General features: G+C 62.0%; 21 protein-coding genes and 1 tRNA gene. 11 read left to right on the top strand and 11 right to left on the bottom strand.

Going from position 1 to position 24,907, the window contains the following annotated elements:
* Window positions 1-2: 2 nt before the first annotated feature.
* A complete protein-coding gene (gene fdnG, locus B0G83_RS34695; protein ID WP_146120340.1) occupies window positions 3-3,071 on the bottom strand; it encodes a formate dehydrogenase-N subunit alpha in 3,069 nt (1,022 codons plus the stop codon).
* Between the two features lie 230 nt (window positions 3,072-3,301).
* On the opposite strand from fdnG, the gene selD reads away from it, so the two are divergent.
* The 3 genes from selD (at window position 3,302) to B0G83_RS34675 (ending at window position 6,674) form a co-directional block, all read left to right on the top strand.
* Window positions 3,302-4,366: a selenide, water dikinase SelD gene (gene selD, locus B0G83_RS34685; protein ID WP_105511819.1), complete on the top strand. Its 1,065-nt coding sequence runs from the start codon at window positions 3,302-3,304 to the stop codon at window positions 4,364-4,366.
* A gap of 152 nt (window positions 4,367-4,518) precedes the next feature.
* Window positions 4,519-5,586, top strand: coding sequence for a tRNA 2-selenouridine(34) synthase MnmH (gene mnmH / locus B0G83_RS34680; protein WP_105511818.1), 1,068 nt, complete (start codon window positions 4,519-4,521; stop codon window positions 5,584-5,586).
* A gap of 32 nt (window positions 5,587-5,618) precedes the next feature.
* Window positions 5,619-6,674 (top strand): permease, encoded by a 1,056-nt coding sequence (locus tag B0G83_RS34675; RefSeq protein ID WP_105511817.1) that lies wholly within the window; start codon window positions 5,619-5,621, stop codon window positions 6,672-6,674.
* A gap of 193 nt (window positions 6,675-6,867) precedes the next feature.
* Here B0G83_RS34675 and B0G83_RS34670 read toward each other — a convergent pair whose 3' ends face one another.
* Entirely contained in the window at window positions 6,868-8,199 is a 1,332-nt protein-coding gene (locus B0G83_RS34670; RefSeq protein ID WP_105511816.1) for an MFS transporter, read from the bottom strand.
* Between the two features lie 261 nt (window positions 8,200-8,460).
* Here B0G83_RS34670 and B0G83_RS34665 point away from each other — a divergent pair, with 261 nt between their 5' ends.
* The 7 genes from B0G83_RS34665 to B0G83_RS34635 all read left to right on the top strand — a co-directional run bounded on the left by B0G83_RS34665 (window position 8,461) and on the right by B0G83_RS34635 (window position 14,049).
* A complete protein-coding gene (locus B0G83_RS34665; protein ID WP_105511815.1) occupies window positions 8,461-9,204 on the top strand; it encodes an IclR family transcriptional regulator in 744 nt (247 codons plus the stop codon).
* 60 nt (window positions 9,205-9,264) lie between these two features.
* Complete coding sequence (locus tag B0G83_RS34660; RefSeq protein ID WP_105511814.1) at window positions 9,265-10,317, top strand: cyclase family protein; 1,053 nt, start codon at window positions 9,265-9,267, stop codon at window positions 10,315-10,317.
* 32 nt (window positions 10,318-10,349) lie between these two features.
* Window positions 10,350-11,051: an SDR family oxidoreductase gene (locus B0G83_RS34655; protein ID WP_105511813.1), complete on the top strand. Its 702-nt coding sequence runs from the start codon at window positions 10,350-10,352 to the stop codon at window positions 11,049-11,051.
* A 2-nt stretch (window positions 11,052-11,053) separates the two neighbouring features.
* On the top strand, window positions 11,054-12,013 hold the full coding sequence (locus tag B0G83_RS34650) for a 3-hydroxyacyl-CoA dehydrogenase (protein ID WP_105511812.1): 960 nt from the start codon (window positions 11,054-11,056) through the stop codon (window positions 12,011-12,013).
* 65 nt (window positions 12,014-12,078) lie between these two features.
* A complete protein-coding gene (locus B0G83_RS34645; RefSeq protein ID WP_105511811.1) occupies window positions 12,079-13,407 on the top strand; it encodes a short-chain fatty acid transporter in 1,329 nt (442 codons plus the stop codon).
* Between the two features lie 48 nt (window positions 13,408-13,455).
* Window positions 13,456-13,740 (top strand): muconolactone Delta-isomerase, encoded by a 285-nt coding sequence (catC, locus tag B0G83_RS34640; protein WP_105511810.1) that lies wholly within the window; start codon window positions 13,456-13,458, stop codon window positions 13,738-13,740.
* Between the two features lie 12 nt (window positions 13,741-13,752).
* Window positions 13,753-14,049, top strand: a complete 297-nt coding sequence (locus B0G83_RS34635) for a YciI family protein (protein ID WP_105511809.1) — start codon at window positions 13,753-13,755, stop codon at window positions 14,047-14,049.
* Here the strand turns inward: B0G83_RS34635 and dhaK are convergent.
* The 9 genes from dhaK to B0G83_RS34590 all read right to left on the bottom strand — a co-directional run bounded on the left by dhaK (window position 14,040) and on the right by B0G83_RS34590 (window position 23,676).
* Window positions 14,040-15,746, bottom strand: coding sequence for a dihydroxyacetone kinase subunit DhaK (gene dhaK, locus B0G83_RS34630; RefSeq protein ID WP_105511808.1), 1,707 nt, complete (start codon window positions 15,744-15,746; stop codon window positions 14,040-14,042). The genes B0G83_RS34635 and dhaK overlap by 10 nt on opposite strands.
* Window positions 15,747-15,995: 249 nt before the next feature.
* Window positions 15,996-16,072, bottom strand: a tRNA-Val gene (locus B0G83_RS34625).
* Between the two features lie 79 nt (window positions 16,073-16,151).
* Window positions 16,152-17,642: a M81 family metallopeptidase gene (locus B0G83_RS34620; RefSeq protein WP_105511807.1), complete on the bottom strand. Its 1,491-nt coding sequence runs from the start codon at window positions 17,640-17,642 to the stop codon at window positions 16,152-16,154.
* Window positions 17,639-18,949, bottom strand: coding sequence for a Zn-dependent hydrolase (locus B0G83_RS34615; protein ID WP_105511806.1), 1,311 nt, complete (start codon window positions 18,947-18,949; stop codon window positions 17,639-17,641). The genes B0G83_RS34620 and B0G83_RS34615 overlap by 4 nt, the downstream gene beginning before the upstream one ends.
* Before the next feature lie 33 nt (window positions 18,950-18,982).
* A complete protein-coding gene (locus tag B0G83_RS34610) occupies window positions 18,983-19,684 on the bottom strand; it encodes an ABC transporter ATP-binding protein (protein WP_105511805.1) in 702 nt (233 codons plus the stop codon).
* The gene (locus B0G83_RS34605; RefSeq protein WP_105511804.1) at window positions 19,681-20,448 is read right to left on the bottom strand and encodes an ABC transporter ATP-binding protein; all 768 of its coding nucleotides are present in this window, start codon (window positions 20,446-20,448) and stop codon (window positions 19,681-19,683) included. The genes B0G83_RS34610 and B0G83_RS34605 overlap by 4 nt, the downstream gene beginning before the upstream one ends.
* The gene (locus B0G83_RS34600; protein WP_258168456.1) at window positions 20,445-21,524 is read right to left on the bottom strand and encodes a branched-chain amino acid ABC transporter permease; all 1,080 of its coding nucleotides are present in this window, start codon (window positions 21,522-21,524) and stop codon (window positions 20,445-20,447) included. The genes B0G83_RS34605 and B0G83_RS34600 overlap by 4 nt, the downstream gene beginning before the upstream one ends.
* A complete protein-coding gene (locus B0G83_RS34595; protein ID WP_105511803.1) occupies window positions 21,521-22,381 on the bottom strand; it encodes a branched-chain amino acid ABC transporter permease in 861 nt (286 codons plus the stop codon). The genes B0G83_RS34600 and B0G83_RS34595 overlap by 4 nt, the downstream gene beginning before the upstream one ends.
* An 86-nt stretch (window positions 22,382-22,467) precedes the next feature.
* Window positions 22,468-23,676, bottom strand: a complete 1,209-nt coding sequence (locus B0G83_RS34590; protein ID WP_105511802.1) for an ABC transporter substrate-binding protein — start codon at window positions 23,674-23,676, stop codon at window positions 22,468-22,470.
* Between the two features lie 293 nt (window positions 23,677-23,969).
* Here B0G83_RS34590 and B0G83_RS34585 point away from each other — a divergent pair, with 293 nt between their 5' ends.
* Complete coding sequence (locus B0G83_RS34585; RefSeq protein ID WP_105511801.1) at window positions 23,970-24,812, top strand: FadR/GntR family transcriptional regulator; 843 nt, start codon at window positions 23,970-23,972, stop codon at window positions 24,810-24,812.
* The last annotated feature ends 95 nt before the right edge of the window (window positions 24,813-24,907 follow it).

Below are 24,907 nucleotides of genomic sequence, written 5' to 3'. Positions count from 1 at the left end.
CCTTATGCCTTTTCGACCTTGACGAGGAACGACTTGAATTCCGGTGTTTGCGAATTCCCATCGCCTACGGAAGGCGTCAGCGTATTGACGAGATAGCCCGGTTTCGCGAGCCCCTTGAAACCCCAATGCAGCGGCAAGCCGACGGTCTGGACTTTCTTGCCTTCGATCATCAGCGGTTTGATCCGCTTGGTGACGAGCGCCACGGCAATGATGTGCCCGCGATTGGACGACACCTTCACACGATCGCCCGCGACCACGCCGACCTCTTTCGCCAGGTCCTCGCCGATCTCCACGAACTGCTGCGGCTGCACGATCGCATTCAAACGCGCGTGCTTGGTCCAGTAGTGGAAATGTTCAGTCAGACGATACGTGGTCGCCGTATGCGGGAAGTTCTCGTGCGTGCCGAACGCGGCGCGGTCATCCGGAAACACGCGCGCCGCCGGATTGCTGACCACCGCCTTGTTGTTCGGATGCAGCGGGTTGTAACCCAACGGCGTTTCGAACGGCTCGTAGTGCTCGGGGAACGGGCCTTCCACGAGACCGTCGCGCGAGAAGAAACGCGCCACGCCTTCCGGATTCATGATGAACGGATTCATGCCGTTTTCCGGCGGCTCGTCCGCCTTGAAGTCGGGAATGTCGGGCCCCGTCCACGCCGTTCCGTTCCATGCAATCAGCTTACGCGTGGGATCGAACGGCTTACCGCTGACGTCGCACGAAGCGCGGTTGTACAGAATGCGCCGATTGGCCGGCCAGGCCCATGCCCAGTTCAGCGTATTGCCTATTCCCGTCGGGTCGGAGTTGTCGCGCCGGCCCATCTGATTGCCCGCCTGGGTCCACGCGCCGCAGAAAATCCAGCAACCGCTCGCGGTGCTGCCGTCGTCGCGCAATTGCGCGAAGCCCGACAGTTGCTCGCCTTTCTTAACGAGCACTTTGGTGGAGTCCTTGGGATCGGTGAGATCGGCGAGCGCCTTGCCGCTGAACTCCATCGCGAGTTCGTCCGGTGTCGGGCTTTCCGGATCTGCGTACGGCCAGCTCATCTTCAGGATCGGATCGGGATATTTGCCGCCGTCCTTTCGATAAGCCTCGCGCATGCGTAGCCACAGACCCGACATGATCTCGAGGTCGCTCTTCGCCTCGCCCGGACCGTCCGCGCCTTGCCAGTGCCATTGCAGCACGCGGCTGGAACTGACCAGCGAGCCACGCTCTTCGGCGAAACAGGTGGTCGGCAAACGGAATACTTCGGTTTGAATCGACTTCGGGTCCACGTCGTTGAACTCGCCGAAGTTCTTCCAGAACTCCGACGTTTCAGTGGCGAGCGGGTCCATGATGACGAGCCACTTCAGCTTGGCCAGACTCGCGCCGATCTTCGCCTTGTTCGGCGCCGCGGCAAGCGGGTTGAAACCCTGCGCGATATAGCCGTTCATCTTGCCTTGATTCATCAGTTCGAAGGCTTGCAGCAAATCGTACGATTTGTCGAGCTTGGGCAGATAGTCGAAGCCGAAGTGGTTCTCGGCAGTCGCGTTGTCGCCCCACCAGGACTTCATGAAGCTCACGTGAAACGCGCGATAGTTGCGCCAGTAGCTCAGCTGATTCGGCCGCAACGGCTGGGTCGCGCGTTTGGTGATAAACGCGTCGAAGTCCTGCTCGTCTTCCATCGGCAAGGTCATATAGCCCGGCAGCAGGTTCGACATCAGGCCGAGGTCGGTCAACCCCTGAATGTTCGAATGACCGCGCAGTGCGTTCATTCCGCCGCCCGCAATGCCGATGTTGCCTAGCAGCAATTGCACCATCGCACCGGTGCGAATGATCTGCGCGCCGACCGAATGATGCGTCCAGCCGAGCGCATACAGTACAGTGCCGGCGCGCCCCGGCACCGCCGTGGAAGCCAGCATCTCGCACACCTTGAGGAACTTCTCTTTCGGTGTTCCGCAGGTTCTCTCGACCTGCTCCGGCGTATAACGCGCGTAGTGCTGCTTCAACAACTGATAGACGCAGCGCGGGTCCTGCAACGTCGGATCGACTTTCGCGAAGCCGTCGTCGCCGCGTTCGTAGTCCCATGAACTCTGGTCGTATTTGCGCTTGTCTGCGTCGTAGCCGGAATACAGTCCATCGGTAAACGAAAAATCCTCACGGACAATAAACGACATGTCCGTGTAGTTCTTCACGTACTCGTGCTGAATCTTGTCGTTCGTGAGCAGATAGTTGATCACCCCGCCAAGGAACACGATGTCCGAGCCGGTTCGAATCTGCGCGTAATAGTCCGCGACCGAAGCCGTGCGCGTAAAACGCGGATCGACCACGATCAGCCTGGCCTTGCGGTGCGCCTTCGCTTCAGTGACCCATTTGAAACCGCACGGGTGCGCCTCGGCCGCATTGCCGCCCATCACCAGAATCACGTCCGCGTTCTTGATGTCGACCCAATGGTTCGTCATCGCTCCACGGCCAAACGTCGGGGCAAGACCTGCCACCGTCGGACCGTGTCAAACACGCGCCTGATTGTCGAACGCCAGCATGCCGAGACTGCGGGCAGTCTTGTGCGTCAGATAACCCACTTCATTGCTACCGGCAGAGGCTGCGAGCATGCCGGTGGTCAGCCATCGGTTGACCTTCTTGCCGTCTTCCGTCGTTTCGACGAAGTTGGCGTCGCGGTCTTCCTTCATCAGCTTCGCGATGCGATCGAGCGCGTCTTCCCAGGAAATACGCGTCCATTCATTCGCGCCGGCCGCACGGTACTCCGGATACTTCAGACGGCTCGGACTATGAATGAAGTCGATCAGACTCGCGCCCTTCGGGCACAACGTGCCGCGATTGACCGGGTGATCGGGATCGCCTTCTATATGAATGATGCTGGACCTGGCGTTCTTGGCGCCGTCGCCGAGTCCGTACATCAGGATGCCGCAACCTACCGAGCAATACGGACAGGTGTTGCGGGTTTCAGTGGTACGCGACAACTTGTACTGACGGACTTCCGCTAACGCGGGCGCCGGCGAGAAGCCCAACAGGGCAAGACTCGATCCGGCTAGCGTGGTAGCGGACACCTTCAGGAATTGTCGCCGGGACATGTGGGGCATGTATCGGCCTCGGCTCTTTTTGGGATCCTGAATCGATTATAGGGGCGGAAATAGTGTCGTGCTTCATATCTTGCCGTCTTGAACGCATTGTCGAATATGAAGCGGCATAGCCGATTCAATGAAACGCTTACGCTGCCGTGCTTCAGGTCTTAGGCGCAGGTCACCCTCAAAGCCCCGCGCCCGAACTACCCGCATAATGCGGACATTCCAGTCCGAGTTTCAGTACCGCCATGACCGACAACGCCACGTCCGCAACCCAGTCGCCCCGCTTGACCAGCCTGTCGCACGGCGGCGGTTGCGGCTGCAAGATCGCCCCCGGGCTGCTCGCCGATCTGCTCAAACGCAGCGCCCCGCTGCCGTTCTTCCCCGACCTGCTGGTCGGCAACGATACCGCCGACGACGCCGCCGTCTACAAGCTCAACGACGAGCAGGCGATCGTCGCCACCACTGATTTCTTCATGCCGATCGTCGACGACCCGTTCGACTTCGGCCGCATTGCCGCGACCAACGCACTGTCCGACGTCTACGCGATGGGCGGCAAGCCGATCATGGCGCTGGCGATCGTCGGCATGCCGATCAACGTGTTGCCGCACGACGTGATCGCGGCCGTGCTGAAGGGCGGCGAATCGGTCTGCGCCGAGGCCGGCATTCCGCTCGCCGGCGGCCATTCGATCGATTCGGTCGAGCCGATCTATGGGCTGGTCGCGCTGGGCGTGGTCGATCCGAAGCGCGTCAAACGTAATGCCGGCGCGCAAGCCGGCGACGTGCTGATTCTGGGTAAGCCGTTGGGCGTCGGCATTCTCTCGGCGGCATTGAAGAAAGACCGGCTCGATGCGGCGGGTTACACCGCGATGATTGGCGCGACCACCAAGCTCAACCGCCCAGGCGCCGAACTGGCCAGGCTGGACGGTGTGCATGCGCTGACGGACATTACCGGCTTCGGCCTGCTTGGCCACACGTTGGAATTGGCGCGCGGTTCGCGGTTGACGGCACGCGTCCGCTACGCCGATCTGCCGTGGCTGCCGGACGTGCTCAGTCTCGCCGAAGCCGGCATTTTCACCGGCGCGTCGGGCCGCAACTGGGACGCGTATGGCAAGGACATCGTCTTGCCGTCCACCTTGCCGGCGACGGCGCGCACGCTGCTCACCGATCCGCAGACCTCGGGCGGCTTGCTGGTGTCGTGCGCACCGGACAGCGTCGACGACGTGCTCGCGCTGTTCCGCGCCGACGGTTTCAGCGACGCCCGCGTGATCGGCGAGATGGTGGGCGGCGAAGGCCGTGTCGAAATCGTTTGAGGCAGGCGCTCGGCACGCGCGGTCAATCGACTGACAATCCGCTACAACAGCCCCGACAGCCGCCCTGACCGTCGTGCCGATTGCCCGCCTGCCGGGTTTGGCGGCGCATGCGATAATTTCATCCTTCCGCTGCGCCGCCCTGCCCGTTCCCCTTGAAAAATCTTCTCGTCAGCCTCGAAAAAGCCGGTGATTTCGACGAAATCATCGACGTACGCACGCCCCTCGAGTTCACGGAAGACCATATTCCGGGCGCGACCAACGCCCCGGTACTGAGCAACGAGGAACGCGTACTGGTCGGCACGACTTACAAACAGGTGTCGCCGTTCGAAGGCACGCGCATCGGTGCGGCGCTGGTCGCGCGCAACATCGCGCATCATCTGGAAACGACCTTCGCGGACCGGCCGCGCAACTGGCGGCCGCTCATCTATTGCTGGCGCGGCGGTAAACGTTCGGGCTCGGTCACCACGCTGTTCAACATGATCGGCTGGCAGGCACGCCAACTCGACGGCGGCTACAAGAGCTACCGGCGCGCCACGCTCGACACGCTCGTCACCTTGCCGACCCGCTTCACCTATATCGCGCTGGTGGGTCCCACCGGCAGCGGCAAGACGCGCCTGCTCACCGCGCTGAATCAGGCGGGCGCCCAAACGCTGGATCTCGAAGCGCTGGCGTCGCATCGCGGTTCGCTGCTCGGCGCATGGGCCGGCGTGCCGCAACCGTCGCAAAAGCGTTTCGACACGCTGCTCGCCACCGCCCTGCGCGCCTTCGATCCGGCGCGGTCGGTATTCGTCGAAGCGGAGAGCCGCCGCATCGGTTCCATCACGCTGCCACTCGCGCTGCTCGATACGTTTCATCAAGGCGCCTGCGTCGAAGTACAGTCGAGCCGCGAAGATCGCGCGGCGTTCCTGCTGCACGACTACGCGCATCTGTTCGACGACCCCGAGTCACTGAAAGCGCAGTTGCAGAGAATGATCGGCTTGCACAGCCGCGAACGCGTCGCCGGCTGGCAGCATCTGGTGGACGGCAATGCGCGCGCCGAACTCGCCCGCGAGCTGATCGAGCGACACTATGATCCGGCTTATGCGCGCAGCAGCCATCAGCATTTCGTGCAATTGCCGCGCGCATTGCCGCTACTTTTCCGTCCCAATGACGACGATGTCGTCGACCAGGCGAAGGCACTCCTCGCGCTGCTCGACAGCCGCACGCTCGTTGTGACCTGATTACCCGATTAAAACTTACGTTTAACACCATCATGCAATCAACTCTCCGTCAGCCTCGCGTCGCCTTGGGCTGGATCGTGTTTCTGCTGATCGCCGTCGTCGGCCTCTTCTATGTGAAGTGGTTCCCCTACTACAACCGCGCGTTCGTCGCGGCGAGCCAGCATTCGATCGGCAAGTCGATCCTGATGGGCGCCTCGGCGAGTGCGCCCGCGGCGTCGTGGCAAGCCGCCGTCGATTACGCCTTTGCGTACGGCAAGGCGATCTGGCAAGCCATGGTACTCGGCCTGCTGCTGGGGTCGGCGGTGCAGGCGTTGATTCCGCCGCAATGGGTCGCGCGTGCGCTCGGCCGCAGCGATTTCAGCAGCGTTGTGAAAGGCGGCCTGATGTCGTTGCCCGGCATGATGTGTACCTGCTGCGCGGCGCCGGTCGTCGCCGGTTTGCGCGCGCGTCAGGCCGCGCCCGGCGCGGCGATCGCATTCTGGCTCGGCAATACCGCATTGAATCCCGCCACGCTGATTTTCATGGGCTTCGTGCTCGGCTGGCAGTGGATGGGTCTGCGGCTCGCCCTCGGCATCGTGATGGTGTTCGGCCTCGGCTATCTGGTGAACCGCATGGTCACGCCGAAGGAAGCCGAAGCATCGCGCGAAGCCATGGCCCAACTGGTCACACTCGACGAACCCGGCACCGCCTTCACGCGCTGGGTCAAGATTCTCGGCACGATGACGCTGCGGCTGATTCCCGAATACATTGTGCTCGTGCTGATTCTCGGCGCGGCGCGTGCGTGGCTGTTCCCGCACATCGGACCGAATATCGACAACAGTCTGCTGTGGATCGTCGCCTTGGCGATTGCCGGCACCCTGTTCGTGATTCCGACCGCCGGCGAAGTGCCGATCATCCAGGCCATGCTGTCCTTCGGCATGGCGGCCGGTCCCGCCGGCGCGTTGCTGATGACACTGCCGCTAATCAGCGTGCCGTCCATGGCGATGCTCGGGCGCTCGTTCCCGCGTCGCGTGCTGACGGTGGTTGCGCTGGCCGTCGTGGTGTGTGGTGTGGTGAGCGGCCTGCTCGCCGTCGCTTTGGGGTTTTAACGTATGAAACATATCGCTGCATTCGCCCTGACGAGCTGGTCCGCCGCGGGCCTGCTTTACTTCGGACAACATTCGGTCGCAATGATCATGGTCAGCGGCGTTGTCGCGTTGGCCGGGTACGATCTGTTTCGCCCTTAACGGCAAAAGACGTCCACCGGGGACGTCTTCTTCAAGGCAACCGTGTTCGGGCAACTTAGCCCTGGACGAGCGCGGCCTCACGCGCCGCGTCGCGCGCGCCTTCCTGATGCATGCGTGTGATCAAACCAAGCGCGCAGAACAGCGTAATCAACACATGCAGCACGCCAAGCGCGACGACCGACAGAATCGAACCGGTCGCGCCGAGCAGGTACTGACCGAGAATCGGCGTCGTGCCGGCGAACACCATGCCGCAAATCTGATAAGACAGCGAAATGCCCGTGTAGCGTACCTGCACCGGGAACGACTTCGCCAGAATGCCGGCCATTGCCGCGTAGTACAGCGAGTGCGGGATCGAGGCGAGCGCCATGCCGAGCATCGCGAGTTTGGTCGAACCGGTGGCGATCAACGAGAACATTAGCGGCAGTGCCACGATTTCCGGCACCAGCATATAAATGACCGCTTTTTTCAGGTCCATTTTCGTCGCCAGCACCGCACCGAATGGTTGCACGATCAACTGCACGATGATGGCGCCCGTAATCACGGTGAGAAACTGCGTGCGGTCGAAGCCAATGCTCGTCACCGCCCACGACAGCGCGAACGTCGTCTTGAAGTAAGTCGCCGACAAACCGATCACGCACGCGCCCACGCCCATCGCAACAAGGCCTTTGTGGTTGCGGAACACCTCGGCGATCGGCAGTTTGGCGACCTTGTTCTTGTCTTTCAATTCCTGCATGGCCGGTGATTCCTCGACGCTCATCCGGATGAACATACCGACCGCCACCAGCAGCGCCGAGAACAGGAACGGCACGCGCCAGCCCCATGTCAGGAACTGGTGATCGGGCAGCATCGACGTCAGCAGAAACGCTACCGTGGCAAGCAGATTGCCCGCCGGTGAGCCTTGCTGCGCGAACGCGGAATAGAGAATCTCCTTGCCCTTGGGCGCATGTTCCGACGACAACACCACCGCACCGCCCCATTCGCCGCCCATTGCAATGCCCTGCATCAGGCGGAACAGAATCAGCAGCGCGGGCGCCAGCAGACCGACCTGGTTGTAGGTAGGCAGCAGGCCCATGCCGGTCGTGCAGCAGCCCATCAGCATCAGCGTGATGATCAGCGTTTTCTTGCGGCCGACCCGGTCGCCCAGGTGGCCGAAGATGATCCCACCGATCGGCCGCGCCAGAAACCCCACCCAGAACGTTGCGAACGCGGCGAGCGTGCCGGCCAGCGCGGAAGTGGTCGGAAAGAAGATCTTGCCGAGCACGAGCGCCGCCGCCGTGCTGTACGCGTAAAAGTCATACCACTCGATGGTTGTCCCAACGAATGATGCGATGCCTGCCTTGCGGGCATTGCGGGCATTGCGGCGTTGTGTGTCGAGCGTGAGCGCCATCGGGGTACGTCTCCATGTTGGTATCGCGAATGCGTCGGAAGAACTCGAAGTTCATCCGTTTCTGTCCTTTTTCATTTCGGCGAATGTTCGCCTGATGAACTTAATTTCCTTTATCGAACAGAAAGCGCGACTATAGGGAGCGCCCATAACCAGCGTCAACTAAGGAATTACCCTGCGGCGGTGACCGCGAAGTTCGCTCGACCTAGGTGTATACCCCGCTCGCTATTGCCATCCAGTTATCGATATGTCGATAATGTTCTCATGGATGTGAAAACAGCAGTACGCGTCTTCGACGTGATAAACCTCTTTGCCGAAGTGCGGCAACCCATGATTTACAGCGAGATCGCGCGTCGAACCGAGATCCCGCTGTCGAGTTGCCACGCGCTTTTGCAGACCATGGTCGCCAAGGGCTACCTGTACGCGCCGGGCGTCAAGGCCGGTTACTACCCGACCCAGCGGCTCCTGCACGTGGCGCGCGACATTTGCAGCGAAGACCCGTTGACGCTGCTGTTCCAGCCGCTGCTCACGGCCTTGCGCGACGCCACCGGCGAGACCGCGGCGCTCGCCACCCTGGCCGGCAATCGCGTCGTCTATCTCGACGTGATGGAGTCGCGCCAGAAGATTCGCTACAGCGACGAACCCGGCGGCTTCATGTACGTGCATGCGAGCGCGGCCGGCAAGGCGTTGCTCGGCGCGCTCTCAGTGGAGGCGCGTCGCAAGCTGCTCGACAGTTGCGAACCGTGGAGCGCGTCGACCGACGGAACGGTGATCGAGCGCCAGGCGCTCGAAATCGAAGTCGAGCAAGGCGTGACAAACGGCTGGCATCGCTCGACGGGCGAAAACGTCGAAGACGTCGCCGGGCTTGCGCGCGGTTTCCTGATTCATGGCGAGGCATTCGCGCTGGTGATCGGTGGCCCGAAGGCGCGGCTTCTCAGAAACGAACCACGCGCGATCGAAGCGCTGCTCGACATTTACGGCCAGATCCCGCCCGCTTTGCTCGCGTGACGGCGCGCTTCACCGCTCGACTCGTGAAGCGCGCAGGCCAGATCAGTAGAGGAAGTAGCCATGCGTTGGAAGAACAAACCTGAAGGATCGAACTGGGGCGAATTCGGCGCCGACGACCAACTCGGCCGACCGAATCTGATCGGCGCGGAACAGGTGCTCAAAGGCGCCCGCGAGATCCGCGCGGGGTTGAGCTTCTGCCTGTCTTTACCGCTCGATTTTCCCGGCGACAGCAAACTGAACGCGCGCCGTCATCCGCCGGTATTGCGGCCGACTTTCAATGACGGCCTGCCCTACGTGAATTTCCCATTCGCACGCAACACCCCCGGCGCGACCGACGTAATCAGCGACGACCAGGTGCTGCTCAGCCTGCAGTACTCGACGCAATGGGATTCGCTCGCGCACGTGGGCGCACGCTTCGACGCGGACGGCGACGGGGTGCCCGAAAGCGTCTACTACAACGGTTACCGCGCGCGGACGGACATCGTCGGACCGATCGACTATCGCGCCGACGACAATTTCGCGCCGCACGCCTGTGGCGGCGAACACAGTCACGCGGACGTGCTCGGCATCGAAAATCTCGCGGTCAAAGGTATGCAGGGACGCGGCGTGCTGATCGATCTGGTCGCGCACTACGGCCGCGAGCATCGCACGGTCGGTTACGAGGACCTGATGGTCGCCATCGAAACCGACGGCGTGCAAATAGAACGCGGCGACATGCTCGTGCTGCGCACCGGTTTCGCCGAGATGGTGCTGGAGATGAATCGCCACCCCGACGAAAGCGTGCTCGACAGTCATTGCTGCGCACTCGATGGCCGCGACGAACGCCTGTTGCAATGGATCACCGATTCCGGCATCGCCGCGCTCGCCGCCGACAACTACGCGGTGGAACGCTATCCAGCACGACCGCCGGCCACCGAAGGCGAGCATCCGATGCTGCCTCTGCATCATCACTGCCTGTTCAAACTCGGTCTGCCGCTCGGCGAACTCTGGTACCTGCGCGACCTCGCCACGTGGCTGCGTGCGAACGGCCGCTCGCACTTCATGCTGACCGCACCGCCGCTGCGCTTGCCGGGTGCGATGGGCTCGCCGGTCACGCCGATCGCGACCGTTTGAGCTTCTCCTCTTTCATCTTCTGATTCTGAAACATGGCCAAAGAACGAGTATTGATTACCGGCGGCGCTGCCGGCATCGGCGCGGCGTGCGCACAGCGTTGCGAGGAAGACGGTTATGACGTGGTCGTGATCGACCGCGTGGGCGATGGCTTGATCGCCGATCTGTCGGACTCGCGGGCAACCGCTATCGCACTCGAACGTGCGCTGGAAGCCGGCCCGATCACGCGGCTTATCAATAACGTCGGCGTCGTAATGCCGGCTAGCGCCGATCAGCAATCGCTCGAGGAACTCGAACGTGCCTGGGCGCTCAACGTGCGCTGCTCGTTGCAATGCATGCAGGCGTTGTTGCCCGGCATGAAAGCCGCGGGCTTCGGACGGATCGTCAATATGTCGTCGCGCGCGGCGCTCGGCAAGGAACTTCGCACCGCTTATTCGGCCACCAAAGCGGCGTTGATCGGCATGACGCGTGTCTGGGCGCTCGAACTCGGCGCGTTCGGTGTGACCGCGAACGCGATCGGTCCCGGTCCGATTCGCACTGAACTGTTCGACCGCGCGAATCCGCCGGATGCGCCGCGTACGCGCGCCATCGTCGACAGCGTGCCGGTGAAACGCGTCGGCACGCCGGACGATATCGCGCATGCGGCGTCATATCTGCTCGACGCGCGCAGCGGCTTCGTCACCGGTCAGGTGTTGTATGTGTGCGGCGGCATGACCGTCGGCGTCGCGGGAGTGTGAGCATGCGGGTTCAGGTGACGCGGCGTGCGGGAATTGTCGGCGGCGGCAGTATCGGCATTGCGTTTGCCGTGGTGTTCGCGCGTGCCGGCTGGCAAGTGCGTTTGTATGATCCGGCGGCCGAACGGCGCGAGTTGGCGGCAGCGGAGATCAAGCAACGGCTCGACGAACTGACCCATTTCGGCCTGCTCGATGAAGCGGCTAACGAGATCGCCGCGCGCGTTTGCATCGTCACGACGCTCGAAGCCGCCGCGGCGGATGCCGATCTCGTGCAGGAATGCGCGCCCGAGCGCGTCGAGATCAAGCGCGACCTGTTCGCGCAACTCGATCGCGCCGCGCCCGCGCATGCGATTCTCGCCAGCGCATCGTCGTTTCTCGCGGCGTCGCGCTTTGTCGACGAAACCTTGCCTGGCCGCGGCCGATGCCTCGTCGCGCATCCGGGCAATCCGCCTTATCTGATACCTGTCGTCGAAATCGTGCCCGCGCCGTTCACGGATACCGATGCAGTGACGCGCGCCATGAGTCTCTTCACGGAAGCCGGGCTCAAGCCCATACGCGTCGCGAGGGAAGTGGAAGGCTTCGTTTTCAACCGGCTGCAAGGCGCGCTGTTGCGCGAGGCGTATTGTCTCGTGCGCGACGGCGTTGCGTCGGTGGACGACGTCGATACCGTCGTGCGCGAAGGTCTCGGTTTGCGCTGGTCGGTGATCGGTCCGTTCGAAACCGTCGATCTGAACACACGGGGCGGCATTGCATCGCACGCGCAAAAAATGGGCCCTTCGTACGCACGCATGGGCGCCGAACGCGGTCAGCACGATCCGTGGACAAGCGAACTCGTCGCCACCGTCGACACCGCACGCCGCCGCGCGTTGCCGCTCGATCAATGGGAGGCGCGCGTCGCCTGGCGCGATCGCGCGCTGATGAACCTCGTCCGCTATCGCAAGGAATCCGCCGCCAACGACTCATAAGCAGCACCGTCGTATCTCGCCGCATGACCCGATAACTATTATTCGACCAATCCAGAGACAGTCATATGCAGAAAGTCACCGCCTTCTTTACCGAGCTGATGCGCAAGTATCTGCCGGACCCGTTCGTGTTCGCCATCGGCCTCACGTTGCTCACGATGATTCTTGCCGTGCTCGTGCAAGGCCAGGCGGTCAGCGCGCTCACGCTGAGTTGGGGCAAGGGCTTCTGGGCACTGCTCGCGTTTACGACGCAAATGGCGGTGATTCTGGCCATGGGCTATGTGCTTGCCACCGCACCGCTGACCGAACGGTTTCTCGACCGGCTCGTCGCACGCGTGCACGATCCGCGCATGGCGGTAATCGTCGCGACGCTGGTGGGCGGAATCGGCAGCTATCTGAATTGGGGCTTCGGTCTGGTGATCGGTGGGATCGTCGCGCGCAAACTCGCGATGAGTATCAAGGGCGTGCACTATCCGTTGATCATCGCGTCGGCTTATAGCGGCTTCACGCTGTATGGCCTCGGCCTGTCGGCCAGCATTCCGGTGCTGATCTCCACCAAGGGACATCCGATGGAAGCGCAAATGGGCGTGATTCCGCTGTCGGAAACGATCTTCTCGCCGACCATGCTTATTACCAGTCTGGTCGTCATCATCACGCTGCCGCTGCTGAATGCGTGGCTGCATCCGAAGCCGGGCCAGCCGGTGACGGAGATCGACCGTGCGTTGAACGCGGCGCCTAGAAGCGCAGCGCCCGCCGTGGATATCGACGACAGCAACACGCTCGCGAATCGCCTGAACAACAGCCGCTTGCTGAGCTACCTGATCGGCGCAATCGGCGTGGTCTACGTGGTGCTGTATTTTCGCGGCGGCGGTTCGATGGACCTGAACCTGATCAACTTCATCATTCTGTTTCTCGGCATCATTCTGCTCGGCACACCGATTCGCTACGTCGAAAAACTGAACGAAGGCATTCGCACGATCAGCGGCATCATCCTGCAGTATCCGTTTTACGCCGGCATCATGGCAATCATGGCGTCGTCGGGACTGGTCAATACGTTCTCGCATTTCTTCGTGAAGATCGCCACGCCCGCCACCTTGCCGTTCTGGGGTCTGGTGAGTTCGTTCTTCATTAACTTCTTCGCGCCTTCGGGCGGCGGTCATTGGGTGATTCAAGGACCGTTCATGATTGAAGCAGCCAAGTCGATCGGCGCCTCGGTGGGACACACCGCGACCGCCGTGATGCTCGGCAATGCGTGGAACGATCTGGTCCAGCCGTTCTGGATTCTGCCTGCGCTCGCGCTGTCGAAGCTGAAACTGAAGGACATCATGGGCTATACGGTCATCATGATGTTCTGGATCGGCATTGTGTACACCGTGGCGATCCTCGCCTGGGGTTAAATAGACATTCCGGCCGCCGCGCGCGGCCTATCTGACGGAGGGGGTGAGATGTTGTATATGGTCCATATGCAGGTTCAGATTCCTGCCGACGCCGACACGGCGCTGATCGATCGTCTGAAGGCGGAAGAAAAAGCGTTCTCGCAAAAGCTGCAGAATGAGGGGAAATGGCGGCATCTGTGGCGCGTGGCCGGACAGTACGCGAATTACAGCGTGCTCGACGTCGAATCGAACGACGAGCTTCACACGTTGCTTAGCTCGTTGCCGCTGTTTCCGTACATGGTGTTGAACGTCACGCCGCTCGCGCAACATCCGTCGGCGATCGTGCCGAACTGACGCGGAACGCGCATGCCCTACATCATCGAAACATTCGACAAACCCGGCCACGCGCACGTCCGCGTGCGTGAACGCGAAACGCACCTGGCGTTTCTCGAGCAGAACAAGGCGCTGCTGCTCGCCTGCGGCGCGAAGCTGAACGATGACGGCAGCGGCGCGGGCGGCGGCGTGTATGTGGTCGATCTGAACACACGCGAAGAAGCCGAGCGGTTTATCGCGGCCGACCCGTTTTCACAGGTCGACCTGTTCGAGCGTGTGACGATCACCAACTGGCGCAAAGCCTACTTCGACGGCGAGTGCTATTTGTAAGCGCTAGCAATCGCCGCGAGCCACAACGCCACGGCCTGCGCGCCCGGATCGACATGGCCGAGCGCGCGGTCGCCGACATAACTCGACCGCCCTCGCCGTGGATGCATCGACGCGGTTTGCGCGGCGCCTTCGGTGGCCGCATCGACGGCGGCCTTCAATGCAACGCCCGTCTCTTGCGAGCCCGCGAGCGCGGATTGCAATGCGTCGGCGGCGGGTTTGAGCGCATCGACCATCGTGCGATCGCCGGGATGCGCTCCGCCGAGTTCCATCAAGCCTGTTACGCCCGCGCTGAACGCGGCGGCCCAATTCCGCGCGGTAGCTTTGTTTGTGCTCGATTGTTCGAGCGTGACCGCGGCACGCACCAGCATCACGGCATAGAGCGGCCCCGATGTCCCGCCGACCACACGCCGGACTGTCGCGGAGATATTTCGCAACACGGCGCCCGGCGTCGATTCGGCGGGATAGGTATCGATCTCGCCAAGAATCTCGCGGGCGCCGCGTGACAGGCTGATGCCGAGATCGCCGTCGCCGACGCGCTGATCCAGTTCGGTCAGCGTCGCTTCGGCTTCCAGCAAGCATGCGCAAACGGCTTCGATCGCGCGGCGCAACGGCGCTTCGCGCGAAAGCGTCGGCCCCTTCACGCTCTCCGGTTTAGCCGGCGCGGGCCGCACGGAAACCTGCGCCACGCGGCCGCTCAATGCGGGCCATGCGCTGGTATGCGACGCGGCGTCGAGCCAACGCAGGCGTTCGTCGTCCACGCGTAGCAGCGACAGCGAAACGCCCGCCATTTCCAGTGCGCTGAGGAACGTACCCGCCCACGCGCGTTCGACCTTGATGTCGTGACCGGCCAGATAACGCAGCGCCGATCCCGCCACGATGTTCAATTCGCTCGATGGCGTACCGCCCAGGTTGTTCACCAGCAAGGCCACGCGCTCACCGGCCTGCAACGACAGGTCGCCGGCGATCTTCTCCAGCAGCTTGCCGACAATGATATCGGCCGGCTCCATCGCACCGCGCGACACGCCGGGTTCGCCGTGAATGCCGAGTCCCCATTCGATTTCATTGTCGGCCAGTTCGAAGCCGGGTTTGCCCGCTGCGGGCACCGTACACGGCGTCAGCGCAACGCCCATGGTGCCGAGCGAGCCGGCCACCTCGCGTGCGATTTGCGCGACTTCGGGCAAGGTTCGTCCGGCTGCCGCCGCCGCGCCCGCAATCTTGTGGACCAGCACGGTCCCGGCGAGTCCGCGACGACCCGCATGGTCGCCGCTTGCTGTCAGCGCGACGTCGTCGGCGACGATCACCATCTCGGTTGGAATGCCTTCGGCGCGCGCGATCTCGGCGGCAAGGCCGAAATTGAAACGGTCACCCGTGTAGTTCTTCACGATCAGCAAGACGCCTGCCGCGCCAGCTACCGCGCGTATCGCGTCGAGCACAGCGTCGGTGGAGGGAGAGGTGAAAACTTCGCCCGCCACGGCCGCGCTCAGCATACCGGCGCCCACATAGCCGCCGTGCGCCGGTTCATGGCCCGAGCCGCCGCCCGAGATCAACGCGACTTCGCCGCGCGCGGCAGCGGACTCGGCATCGGCACGCGCGACGATGGAGCCGCCGTGCAGCAGGGAAAGATTGGGATTGAGTGCCGCGAGTCCGTCGAGCATGTCCGGGACGACCGCGGAGACGTCGTTGATCAGCTTCTTCATTGCGTCAGCTTCCTTTTTAAAGCTGCCGGCGCTGCGTGGCGAACACGGCAGTTTATTCAGTGGCGAAACGGAGAAGCTCAACTGTACCGCGCATTGGCGATGGACGACGCGATACGCGAGCAATGCACGCGCGAGAGCATGACGGCTGAAACGGATTGGGTACTAAGAGGGGTTACTACGACGAGGTGATACGTTTTGACAGGACCGTAGACGAAAGCGGAGCCGCTTTCGTCTACGTCACTGATGCGTTGGTAGGCTCGATTGGATTCGAACCAACGACCCCCACCATGTCAAGGTGGTGCTCTAACCAACTGAGCTACGAGCCTTTAGAGGCGCGAATTATAGAGACTCCGTGCGCGTTGCACAAGCCCCGCATCGCACGAAATGGCCGACATGTGGATCGATTCACTGCGTGGATGGCCAGTCGGCGTCGGCATCGAGTGGATAGACTGGCCGCCTCACCTGCTTGAACTCGAACAGCCCGTAATCCGAACTCGTCACACCGCGACTGTCGCATTCCACCAGCGCCGCGCCGATCGGCACGAAAACCGGCCGGCAATACATGCGCGATTTGAGCAACAGGAAACGCGCGCGGCGCGGATCGATGCCGACACTCTCGAACACGCCGAGATCCCACGGCTCGTGCGTGCGCTCGGTGAGCACGAGTTTCACCGTGCCCGTGTCGAGTACCGCGGCGCGTCCCATGAAGGCGCGCTGGCCCGTGTAGGTCGGTCCGCTGATTACGTACTCGCCATCGGTCAGCGCGCGCACCACACCCGTGACGGCGACCGGCGGCCGTGGCGTGACCGCGTTGCCCGCCACCTTGTTGCCGATGGTCACGGTCACCGTGCTGCCGACACCGGCCGCCATCAACGCCGCGACCGCTTGCGGATCGCACAACGGTCCGCTGACGATACCTTCGAGCTTCTGCTTCAGCGCTTCCTCGAGCAGGTCCATGGTGTCGCAGGAGCCGCCCGACATGCAGTTGTCGCCGTGATCGAGCAGCAGAACAGGTTTGTCGGCGCCTTGCGCGAGCGCGGCCGCTTGCGCGACCGAGTCGGCGAGCGGCGCGCTGCGATAGACGAAATCTTCGCGCTCCGTCCAGATCTGCCGCGCGATGCGCTCGGCGGTCGCTTCAGCCAGCATGTGGTCGCCGTTGCTCACGACGACCACGCTGATGCAAGGCGCGGCAATATCCGCCAACGAGAAACCCGACAACACCGAGACCGCCAGCAGGCCGTCGGCTTCGGCCGCGCGCGCGGCGTCCACGGCGCGTTTCATCGCGCCCTCGGCGGTTGCGCTGCGCAGCGTGTGCGTGAGCAACGGCGGCTGCCGCCATGCAATCACAGGCTTCGCTTTGCCGTGCACGAGATCGAACATCAGCCGCGCCGCGTGCGCGCCGGTCTCGTACATGTCGACGTGCGGATAGGTTTTGAAGCTGACGATCACGTCGGCGTTGTCGATCATCTTTTGCGTGACGTTGCCGTGCAGGTCGAGCGCTACCGCGATTGGCGCGTGCGGCAACGCGGTGCGCACGCGTTCGAGCAGATCGCCTTCGCCATCGTTCGAATTTTTCGCAACCATCGCGCCGTGCAGATCGAGCATCACAGCGTCGCAGCCGGTTGCGGCAGCAACGATCGCGTCGCAAATCGCGTCGTACGCGGCGGCCTCGACCGGTCCGCTCGGATTCGCCGATGCGGACACCGGCGTCACGATCCGCGCCTGCTCGCGCTCGGCGGCGTCGATGAAGGCGGCCATCGCCGTCTGCATGCCCTTGTTCTCGTCGAATGCGTCCATGCCGTAGTTCGGCCCGCTTCGGCCGAACGCCGCCAATGGTGTGGCGACTGGCGAGAACGTATTGGTCTCGTGGTTCATCCGGGCGATCAGGATTTTCATACACCGACGCTCCCCGGTTCGCTCCCCGCTTCGTTCGGGGCCCGTTGCGTCAATTGCGCGGCGTTCAGCATGGCCTGCAATAGTACGTTGCAGCCGGCTTCCAGATCGTCAGCGCGTGCGTCTTCGATTTCGTTGTGACTGATGCCGTCCTTGCACGGCACGAATATCATCGCGGCCGGCGCGACTCGCGCCAGGTAGACCGCGTCGTGGCCGGCGCCGCTGATGACGTCCATCGCTGAAAATCCCAGTCGTTCCGCGCCCTGCTTCACGGCGGCGACCAGCTCCGCAGCGAACGGCTGAGGTGGGAAATAGACGACCTGTTCGACGTCGATCGCGATACCCGTCTTTGCACCCTGCGCGCATGCGGCTCTTAAAGCGCTGTCCATTGCGGTGAGCGTGGTGTCGTCGGCCGCGCGCAGATCGACCGTGAGCGTCACGCGGCCTGGAATCACGTTGCGTGAGTTCGGATGCACGTCCAGCCAGCCGACGGTACCACGTCCGTGCGGCGCGTGATCGAGCGCGATGCGGTTGACCGCGTGAATCAGATCCGCGCCCACCAGCAAGGCGTCGCGACGCAGTTCCATCGGCGTCGGACCCGCGTGGGCTTCCATGCCGTGAACCGTCACGTCATACCAGCGCTGACCGAGTGCACCTTGCACGATGCCGATGGTTTTGTCGTGGGCCTCCAGAACAGGACCTTGTTCGATATGGGCTTCGAAATACGCGCCGACCGCATGCGGTGTTTTATCTTCACCGGCATAACCGATCGCCGCCAGCGCGTCGCGCACCGAGATGCCTTCGCGGTCGCGTTGTTCGAGTGCATGCTCCAGCGTAAACGCGCCGGCGAATACGCCGGAGCCCATCATCACGGGCACAAATCGCGAGCCTTCCTCGTTGGTCCAGACCACGACTTCCAGCGGCACCTGAGTTTGCACACCGGCGTCGGCGAGCGTGCGCAACACTTCGAGTCCTGCCAGCACGCCGAAATTGCCGTCGAACTTGCCGCCGGTAGGCTGCGTATCGATATGGCTGCCTGTCATCACCGGCGGCAGGTCGTCACGCACGCCCGCCCGCCGCGCGAAGATATTGCCGATCGCGTCGATCCGCACCGTGCAGCCGATCTCCTTCGCCCACGCGATGAACAGGTCGCGCGCCTCCCGGTCCAGCTCGGTCAATGCAAGCCGACACACACCGCCTTTCTCCGTCGCGCCGAGCTGCGCGAGTTGCATGAGACTGTCCCAGAGCCGCGCGCCGTCGACTCGCAAATCCGCTGATGTCGCAACGGATGTTGATTCGTGAACTTGCATCAATGCTTCCTCGTGTTGAAGACAGATTGCGCTTTAGACGACGCCGACGCCGAGATAGCGGTCCTTGATCGACTCGTCCGCGGCGAACGAAGCGTTATCGCCCGAATAGACGATCACGCCCTGTTCGATGATGTAGTGGCGGTCCGCCAGTTGCGTGCAGACTTCGAGGTTCTGCTCGACCAGCAGAATCGCCACGCCGGCCTCGCGAATCAATTTGAGCTGCGCGACGATCTCTTCGACGATCACCGGCGCGAGTCCTTCCACCGGCTCGTCGAGCATCAGCAGCCTCGGGTGATTCATCAGCGCGCGGCCGATCGCGAGCATTTGCTGTTCGCCACCAGACAGTTGCGCGCCTCCGTTCGTGCGCCGCTCTTTAAGGCGCGGGAAGATGCGGTAGATGTCGTCGAGTTGCCACGGAGAATCTTTGCGCGCGCCGAGTTTCAGGTTCTCTTCGACCGTCAGCAAACGGAAGATGCCGCGATGCTCGGGCACGAAGCACACGCCGCGCGAGGCGATCTTGTGCGAAGGCAGGGTGCCGATCCTCGCGCCGTTGAAGGTCACGGTGCCGCGCTGCGGAGCGACGACGCCGGCAATCGCTTTGAGCGTGGTCGATTTGCCCGCGCCGTTGCGACCTAATAGCGTGACGGTCTCGCCGTCGTCGATCTGCAGCGTTACGCCTTGCAGAATGTGACTCTTGCCGTAGAAGCCGTGAATGTCCTGGACGTCGAGAATCATGCGCGGCCTCCGGTGATCATGTTGCCGAGGTAGGCGCTGCGCACACGCTCGTCGCCGCGAATTTCATCCGGACGGCCTTCAACCAGCACACGTCCTTGCTGCATGACGGTGATCGTGTCGGAGATGTCCATCACGATCCCCATGTTGTGCTCGATCAGCACCACGGTGTAGTCATCGCGCAGTCCGCGAATCAACTGCTTCATATCGTCGAGATCGTCGATACCCATACCCGACGTCGGTTCATCGAGAAAGATCGCCTTGGGGCGTGCGGCGAGCGCCATGCCGACTTCGAGCCGGCGCTGCTGACCATGCGACAACGCGCTTGCCGGCACCTCGCTGAAACGCTGTAACGCGAGTCGTTCGAGTACACCGTCGACGGTCTCTGCATGCGTGAGCGCGCCCTGCGGCGGAGTCCAAGCATTTAACGCGCGCACGGCATCGACGCCTTGCGCGGCGAGGCGAAGATTTTCACGTACGCTGAGATTGACGAACAGGCTCGTCACCTGAAACGAACGCGCGACGCCGCGGCGCACCCGCTTGTGATCCGGCTCACGCGTAACGTCGTGACCGTCGAAAAAGATCTTGCCTTCCGTGATGGGTAGCGTGCCGGTCAAAACGTGGAACAGTGTCGTTTTGCCCGCCCCATTCGGCCCGATTACCGAATGCACCGTACGCGGCAGGATGTTCAGGTTGACGTCGGAGAGTGCGGTGAATTTGCCGTAGCGTTTAACGATACCGCTGGCTCGTAGAATGGCTTCGCTCATACGGGCTCCTGGGTGGCGTCGTTGTCTTTCTGGTCATGGTGGTCATTGTTACCCTGGTTGTCCCCGTTGCGGCGCAATGACTGCCAGATGCGTTCGCCCAGACCCCACAAGCCGCGCTGCATGAACAGACTGACGGCGATCAGCACAATGCCTAGTAATAACAACCAGCGCGGCCACAGTGTCGACAGCCAGTCGGCGAAAAGCACGTAAAACGCCGCGCCTAATACCGATGCGAACAGATTGCCTGACCCGCCGATCACCGTCATCACGAGAATCATCTCGCTCGTGTGATAGTCGATGTTGGACAGCGGCGCGATGCCTGTCATCAGCGCATGCAGCGCGCCGGCGAGACCGGTGACCGCGCCGGAAATCACGAACGCCATCAGCTTGAAGCGTTTGACGTCGTAGCCGACCGCTGCGGCGCGCGCCTCGTTGTCGCGAATCGCGAGTAGCGTGCGGCCGAAAACCGAATGGGACACGCGCATCAGCAACCAGAACACCACGAGGAAAAGCACGGCGACGAAACCGTAGTATTGCCACGGCGATGCCAAAGGTACGAGTGTTTTGCCAAACAGTCCGAGCGCCGGGCGTGGAATGTCGAGCAAGCCGTTATCGCCGCCTGTCACATCCGGCGTGGTATACGCCAGAAAATAGAACAGTTGCCCGAACGCCAGCGTCAACATCACAAAGTACGTGCCGCGCTGGCGAATCGAAAACCATCCGACCAATGCGGCGGTCGCCGCGCCGACGATAATCGCCGCGAGCAATGCGACGGGAACGGACAACGCCGTTTTGGTGAGAACCAGACCGGCGCAATAGCTGCCGAGCCCAAAGAAAATGCCCTGACCAAATGAAAGCAAGCCGGTGTGGCCGAGTAGCAAATTGCAGCCGAGTGCGGCGAGCGCGAACACCAGCACTTCCGTGGCCAGTGATCCCGAACGCAGGGTTAACGGTAATACGCACACCACTAGTAACGCGAGCAGCAGGAAACGATAGCGGTACATTGCGCCTTTTGCGCCGCGCCGAGTCGTTGGCGACGGAACGTTTTGCACGCCGGGTTTCGAGGTATCGATCATGCTGCCCTCCCGAGCAAACCGTTCGGACGCAGCAATAGAACGGCGGCCATCGCGACGTATATCATCAATCGCGCGCCTTCCGGCCACAACGTGCTCATCACGCTCTGCACGATTCCCACGAGTAATCCACCAACGAGTGCGCCGAGGAAATTACCCATCCCGCCGACCACGACCACGACGAACGCAACACTGAGCGCCTCGATGCCCATGAACGGATCGACGCCGCGGATCGGCGCGGCAAGCACCCCCGCCAACGCGGCCGTTGCCGCGCCAAGCGCGAACACCAGGCTAAAGACACGCAACACGTTGATGCCCAGCAGCGACACCATCTCCGTCGATTCGCTACCCGCGCGCACCGCGCTGCCGAGCCGCGTGCCTTCCAGCACCCACCACAGCAACACCGCGAGCACGACAGTGAAGCCGATCACGAACAGCCGGTACTTCGGATAGACGAAACTACCCCATATCACCACGCCGTTCAGCACGTCCGGCACCGGCACGTTGTCGCCGATCGGCCCCCAGATCAGGATCGCGCATTCCTGCACGACGAGCGCGAGGCCGACTGTCACGAGAATATGAAACTCGTGCTGCCGCGCGTAGACGTGCCGCAAGATCAGTTTCTCGACGACCCATGCAAGCGCACCGACGACGACTGGCACGACCACCAGCGCGGTCCAGAAATTCATCGACCACTGCATGGCCTGATAGCAGAAATAGGCGCCGAGCAGATAGAACGCCCCATGCGCGAAGTTCACGAAGCGCAGCAGGCCAAACACGATCGACAAGCCGACCGCGAGCAGGAAATACAGCATTCCCACTCCGATGCCGTTGACGATCTGGAGAAGATAAACGTTCATGGCGTCTGTCTATAGGATGGGGCGAAAGAAGATCGTTGCGGGCACACACGTCTTGACGCGCGACAGCACCGCATTGCGCCGCTGCATCAGGTCATTTTGCAGCCGGTTTTATCGAGTGACAGGAACGACTGGCCTGAGCTCACGATATCTGCGTAGTCGTCGGCGTTCTTCATCTTGTTCTTCGCCTTGCCCTTCAATAGATAATAGTTCTTCAGTACCTGATGGTCGCCTCTGCGGATTTCTTCAGGGCCGGTCAAACCGTCGTATTTCATGCCTTCGAGCGCGGCGACGACTTTCTTCGGATCGACATTGCCCGCTTTCACAATGCCGTCGAGCAGAATCTTCGTACAAATGTAGGAGCCCGCAAGGCTATAGTTGGGGTTAGCCTTGAATGCCGCGTTGGCGCGTTTGACGAGATCGCGATTGAGCGGCGAATCGATGCCGTGCCAGTACTGCGCGCCGAAATAAACGCCTTCGCACAGGTCCGCACCGAGCGATTCGAACTGCTCGAGGCCCGATGCCCACGCCATCAGAATCGTGCAATTGCTCTTCATGCCGAAGCTCACAGCCTGGCGCAGCGTGTCGGACGATTGCGAGCCGAAGTTCAGAATCAGTAATACATCGGGCTTTGCAGCCACTGCGTTCGTCAGATAGCCGCTGAATTCTTTCTCGTTGAGCGAGTGATAGCTGTTGCCCACATGCTCGATGTTCTTCTCTTTGAAGATCGCTTTCGCAGCTGACAACAGGCCGTCGCCGAACACGTATTGCGGCGTGATCGTGTACCAGCGTTTTGCCTTAGGCAGCATCTGGATCAGCGGACGTACCGTTTGCTCGATCGCGCCGTAGGTCGGCACGGACCAGCGGAACGTAGCGTCATTGCAGTCCTTGCCGGTGATTTCGTCCGCGCCGGCCGTAGTGATGAAAACGCCGCCGGCTTTCTGAACTTCCTTGCCCATCGCCAGTGCTTCGGATGACAGAATACCGCCGGCAAAGAAGCGCGCATTCTTCTGCTGCGCGATTTCCTGCACGCGACGCACCGCCGTTGCAGGCTTGCCCTCCGTGTCGAGCACCGTGTAAGCGAGCGGCTCGCCGAGCACTTTGCCATATTGCTCGATCGCGAGCTTCATGCCGAGGTCGGCGTATTTGCCGTTCGCGGCGAACGGTCCCGACATCGGCACCGGACAGGCAAATTGCAAGGTCGTGGCCTGCGCAAGCGCGCTACGCGCGACCAGCGAACCCAACGTCCCCGGAACGGCCGACAACGCGGCCAGCTTCAACATATTTCGGCGATTCAAAATGACGCTCCTCAGGAAAGAGACACACACTGACCGACTACGAAACTGCACGCGTTGCGCGAACGACTGCTTGCGACTGCTCGAACTTACTGGCGGCGGTGAAGTTTTCCACCGCACCTGCTTTGTTCTATTTATCATGATAAATAGGTTGGACTTGATCGTAGGTACAATAAATTCGGGTGTCAATAAGGCAAAATTCCTGGCGGTATCGAGGCGGCTTCGCAGACCATTGCGAAGCCCGGTGAGCCGACTGGGGATTGGGGATTGCGCAGGACAAACTGGGAGCATCGAATATGGCCATGGACCGCGCCAAGGCTGGCGCCGCGATTGAGATCAAACAGCAGAAGCGCGGCGATCTGGTCGCGGAGGAAATCAAACGGCTCATCACCGAGAAGGACCTGAAGCCGGGCGATCGGTTGCCGCGTGAGGTGGAGTTGCAGCAGCTTTTTTCGGTGAGCAAAAGTACGATCCGAGAGGCGCTGAAGTCGCTCGAGGTGCAAGGGCTCATCAAGGTGACCACGGGCCCGACCGGTGGCGGCATGGTGGTGGAGGTGCCGCTAGATCGCACGTTACAGCTTTTGCAGAACTATCTGTTCTTCAAAGACGTTTCCATCGACGATATTTATACCGTGCGTAAATTGCTGGAGCCTGAACTTGCGGCGGGGGCGGTGCCGCATCTCACCGATCAGGATTTCGACGCGCTCGAAGCGAGCATTGCGTGTTGCGATCGGCCGGCGTCGTCGCACGGCGGGAAAGATATCGTGCGGCAACGTCAGGAAGATGTGAACTTTCATGACATTCTGGCCGCGGCGAATCCGAATCCGTTTTTGCGTTTCAGTTGCGAGTTGATCAACGAAATGATCCGGCAGCTGATCGAGTTTCGGAACGACACGCCGCAGTCCGAACACGAGCGGTTCGGCCAGGCGAACGTGAAAATTCACAAAGCGATTACCAAGGCGGCGCGTGAGCGTGACGTTGAGAAGGTTCGCGAGTTGATGGTGATCCACATGACTGAAGCGCCACGCTACGTGAAGCGGATGAAGGGGAAGCTACGTGGGCGGCTGATTCTGGATTCGGAGATTCGGCGACGTGTTCGCGCGCGCAGCGTTGTGCCTGCTGATAGTGATGAAGGGTGAGGGGTGAGGGGTGAGGGGTGAGGGGTGAGGGGTGCGGGGTGCGGGGTGCGGGGTGCGGGGTGCGGGGTGCGGGGTGCGGGGTGCGGGGTGCGGGG

Source organism: Paraburkholderia sp. BL21I4N1, assembly GCF_002973525.1.
Classification (GTDB): domain Bacteria; phylum Pseudomonadota; class Gammaproteobacteria; order Burkholderiales; family Burkholderiaceae; genus Paraburkholderia.
This window is presented reverse-complemented; position numbering and strand designations above follow the sequence as displayed.

Coding starts and splice junctions, on each gene's coding strand:
- selD (WP_105511819.1), top strand. CDS start 3,302: ATGACCGACAACGCCACGTCCGCAACCCAGTCGCCCCGCTTGACCAGC.
- B0G83_RS34675 (WP_105511817.1), top strand. CDS start 5,619: ATGCAATCAACTCTCCGTCAGCCTCGCGTCGCCTTGGGCTGGATCGTG.
- B0G83_RS34670 (WP_105511816.1), bottom strand. CDS start 8,199: ATGGCGCTCACGCTCGACACACAACGCCGCAATGCCCGCAATGCCCGC.
- B0G83_RS34665 (WP_105511815.1), top strand. CDS start 8,461: ATGGATGTGAAAACAGCAGTACGCGTCTTCGACGTGATAAACCTCTTT.
- B0G83_RS34660 (WP_105511814.1), top strand. CDS start 9,265: ATGCGTTGGAAGAACAAACCTGAAGGATCGAACTGGGGCGAATTCGGC.
- B0G83_RS34655 (WP_105511813.1), top strand. CDS start 10,350: ATGGCCAAAGAACGAGTATTGATTACCGGCGGCGCTGCCGGCATCGGC.
- B0G83_RS34650 (WP_105511812.1), top strand. CDS start 11,054: ATGCGGGTTCAGGTGACGCGGCGTGCGGGAATTGTCGGCGGCGGCAGT.
- B0G83_RS34645 (WP_105511811.1), top strand. CDS start 12,079: ATGCAGAAAGTCACCGCCTTCTTTACCGAGCTGATGCGCAAGTATCTG.
- catC (WP_105511810.1), top strand. CDS start 13,456: ATGTTGTATATGGTCCATATGCAGGTTCAGATTCCTGCCGACGCCGAC.
- B0G83_RS34635 (WP_105511809.1), top strand. CDS start 13,753: ATGCCCTACATCATCGAAACATTCGACAAACCCGGCCACGCGCACGTC.
- dhaK (WP_105511808.1), bottom strand. CDS start 15,746: ATGAAGAAGCTGATCAACGACGTCTCCGCGGTCGTCCCGGACATGCTC.
- B0G83_RS34620 (WP_105511807.1), bottom strand. CDS start 17,642: ATGAAAATCCTGATCGCCCGGATGAACCACGAGACCAATACGTTCTCG.
- B0G83_RS34615 (WP_105511806.1), bottom strand. CDS start 18,949: ATGCAAGTTCACGAATCAACATCCGTTGCGACATCAGCGGATTTGCGA.
- B0G83_RS34610 (WP_105511805.1), bottom strand. CDS start 19,684: ATGATTCTCGACGTCCAGGACATTCACGGCTTCTACGGCAAGAGTCAC.
- B0G83_RS34605 (WP_105511804.1), bottom strand. CDS start 20,448: ATGAGCGAAGCCATTCTACGAGCCAGCGGTATCGTTAAACGCTACGGC.
- B0G83_RS34600 (WP_258168456.1), bottom strand. CDS start 21,524: ATGATCGATACCTCGAAACCCGGCGTGCAAAACGTTCCGTCGCCAACG.
- B0G83_RS34595 (WP_105511803.1), bottom strand. CDS start 22,381: ATGAACGTTTATCTTCTCCAGATCGTCAACGGCATCGGAGTGGGAATG.
- B0G83_RS34585 (WP_105511801.1), top strand. CDS start 23,970: ATGGCCATGGACCGCGCCAAGGCTGGCGCCGCGATTGAGATCAAACAG.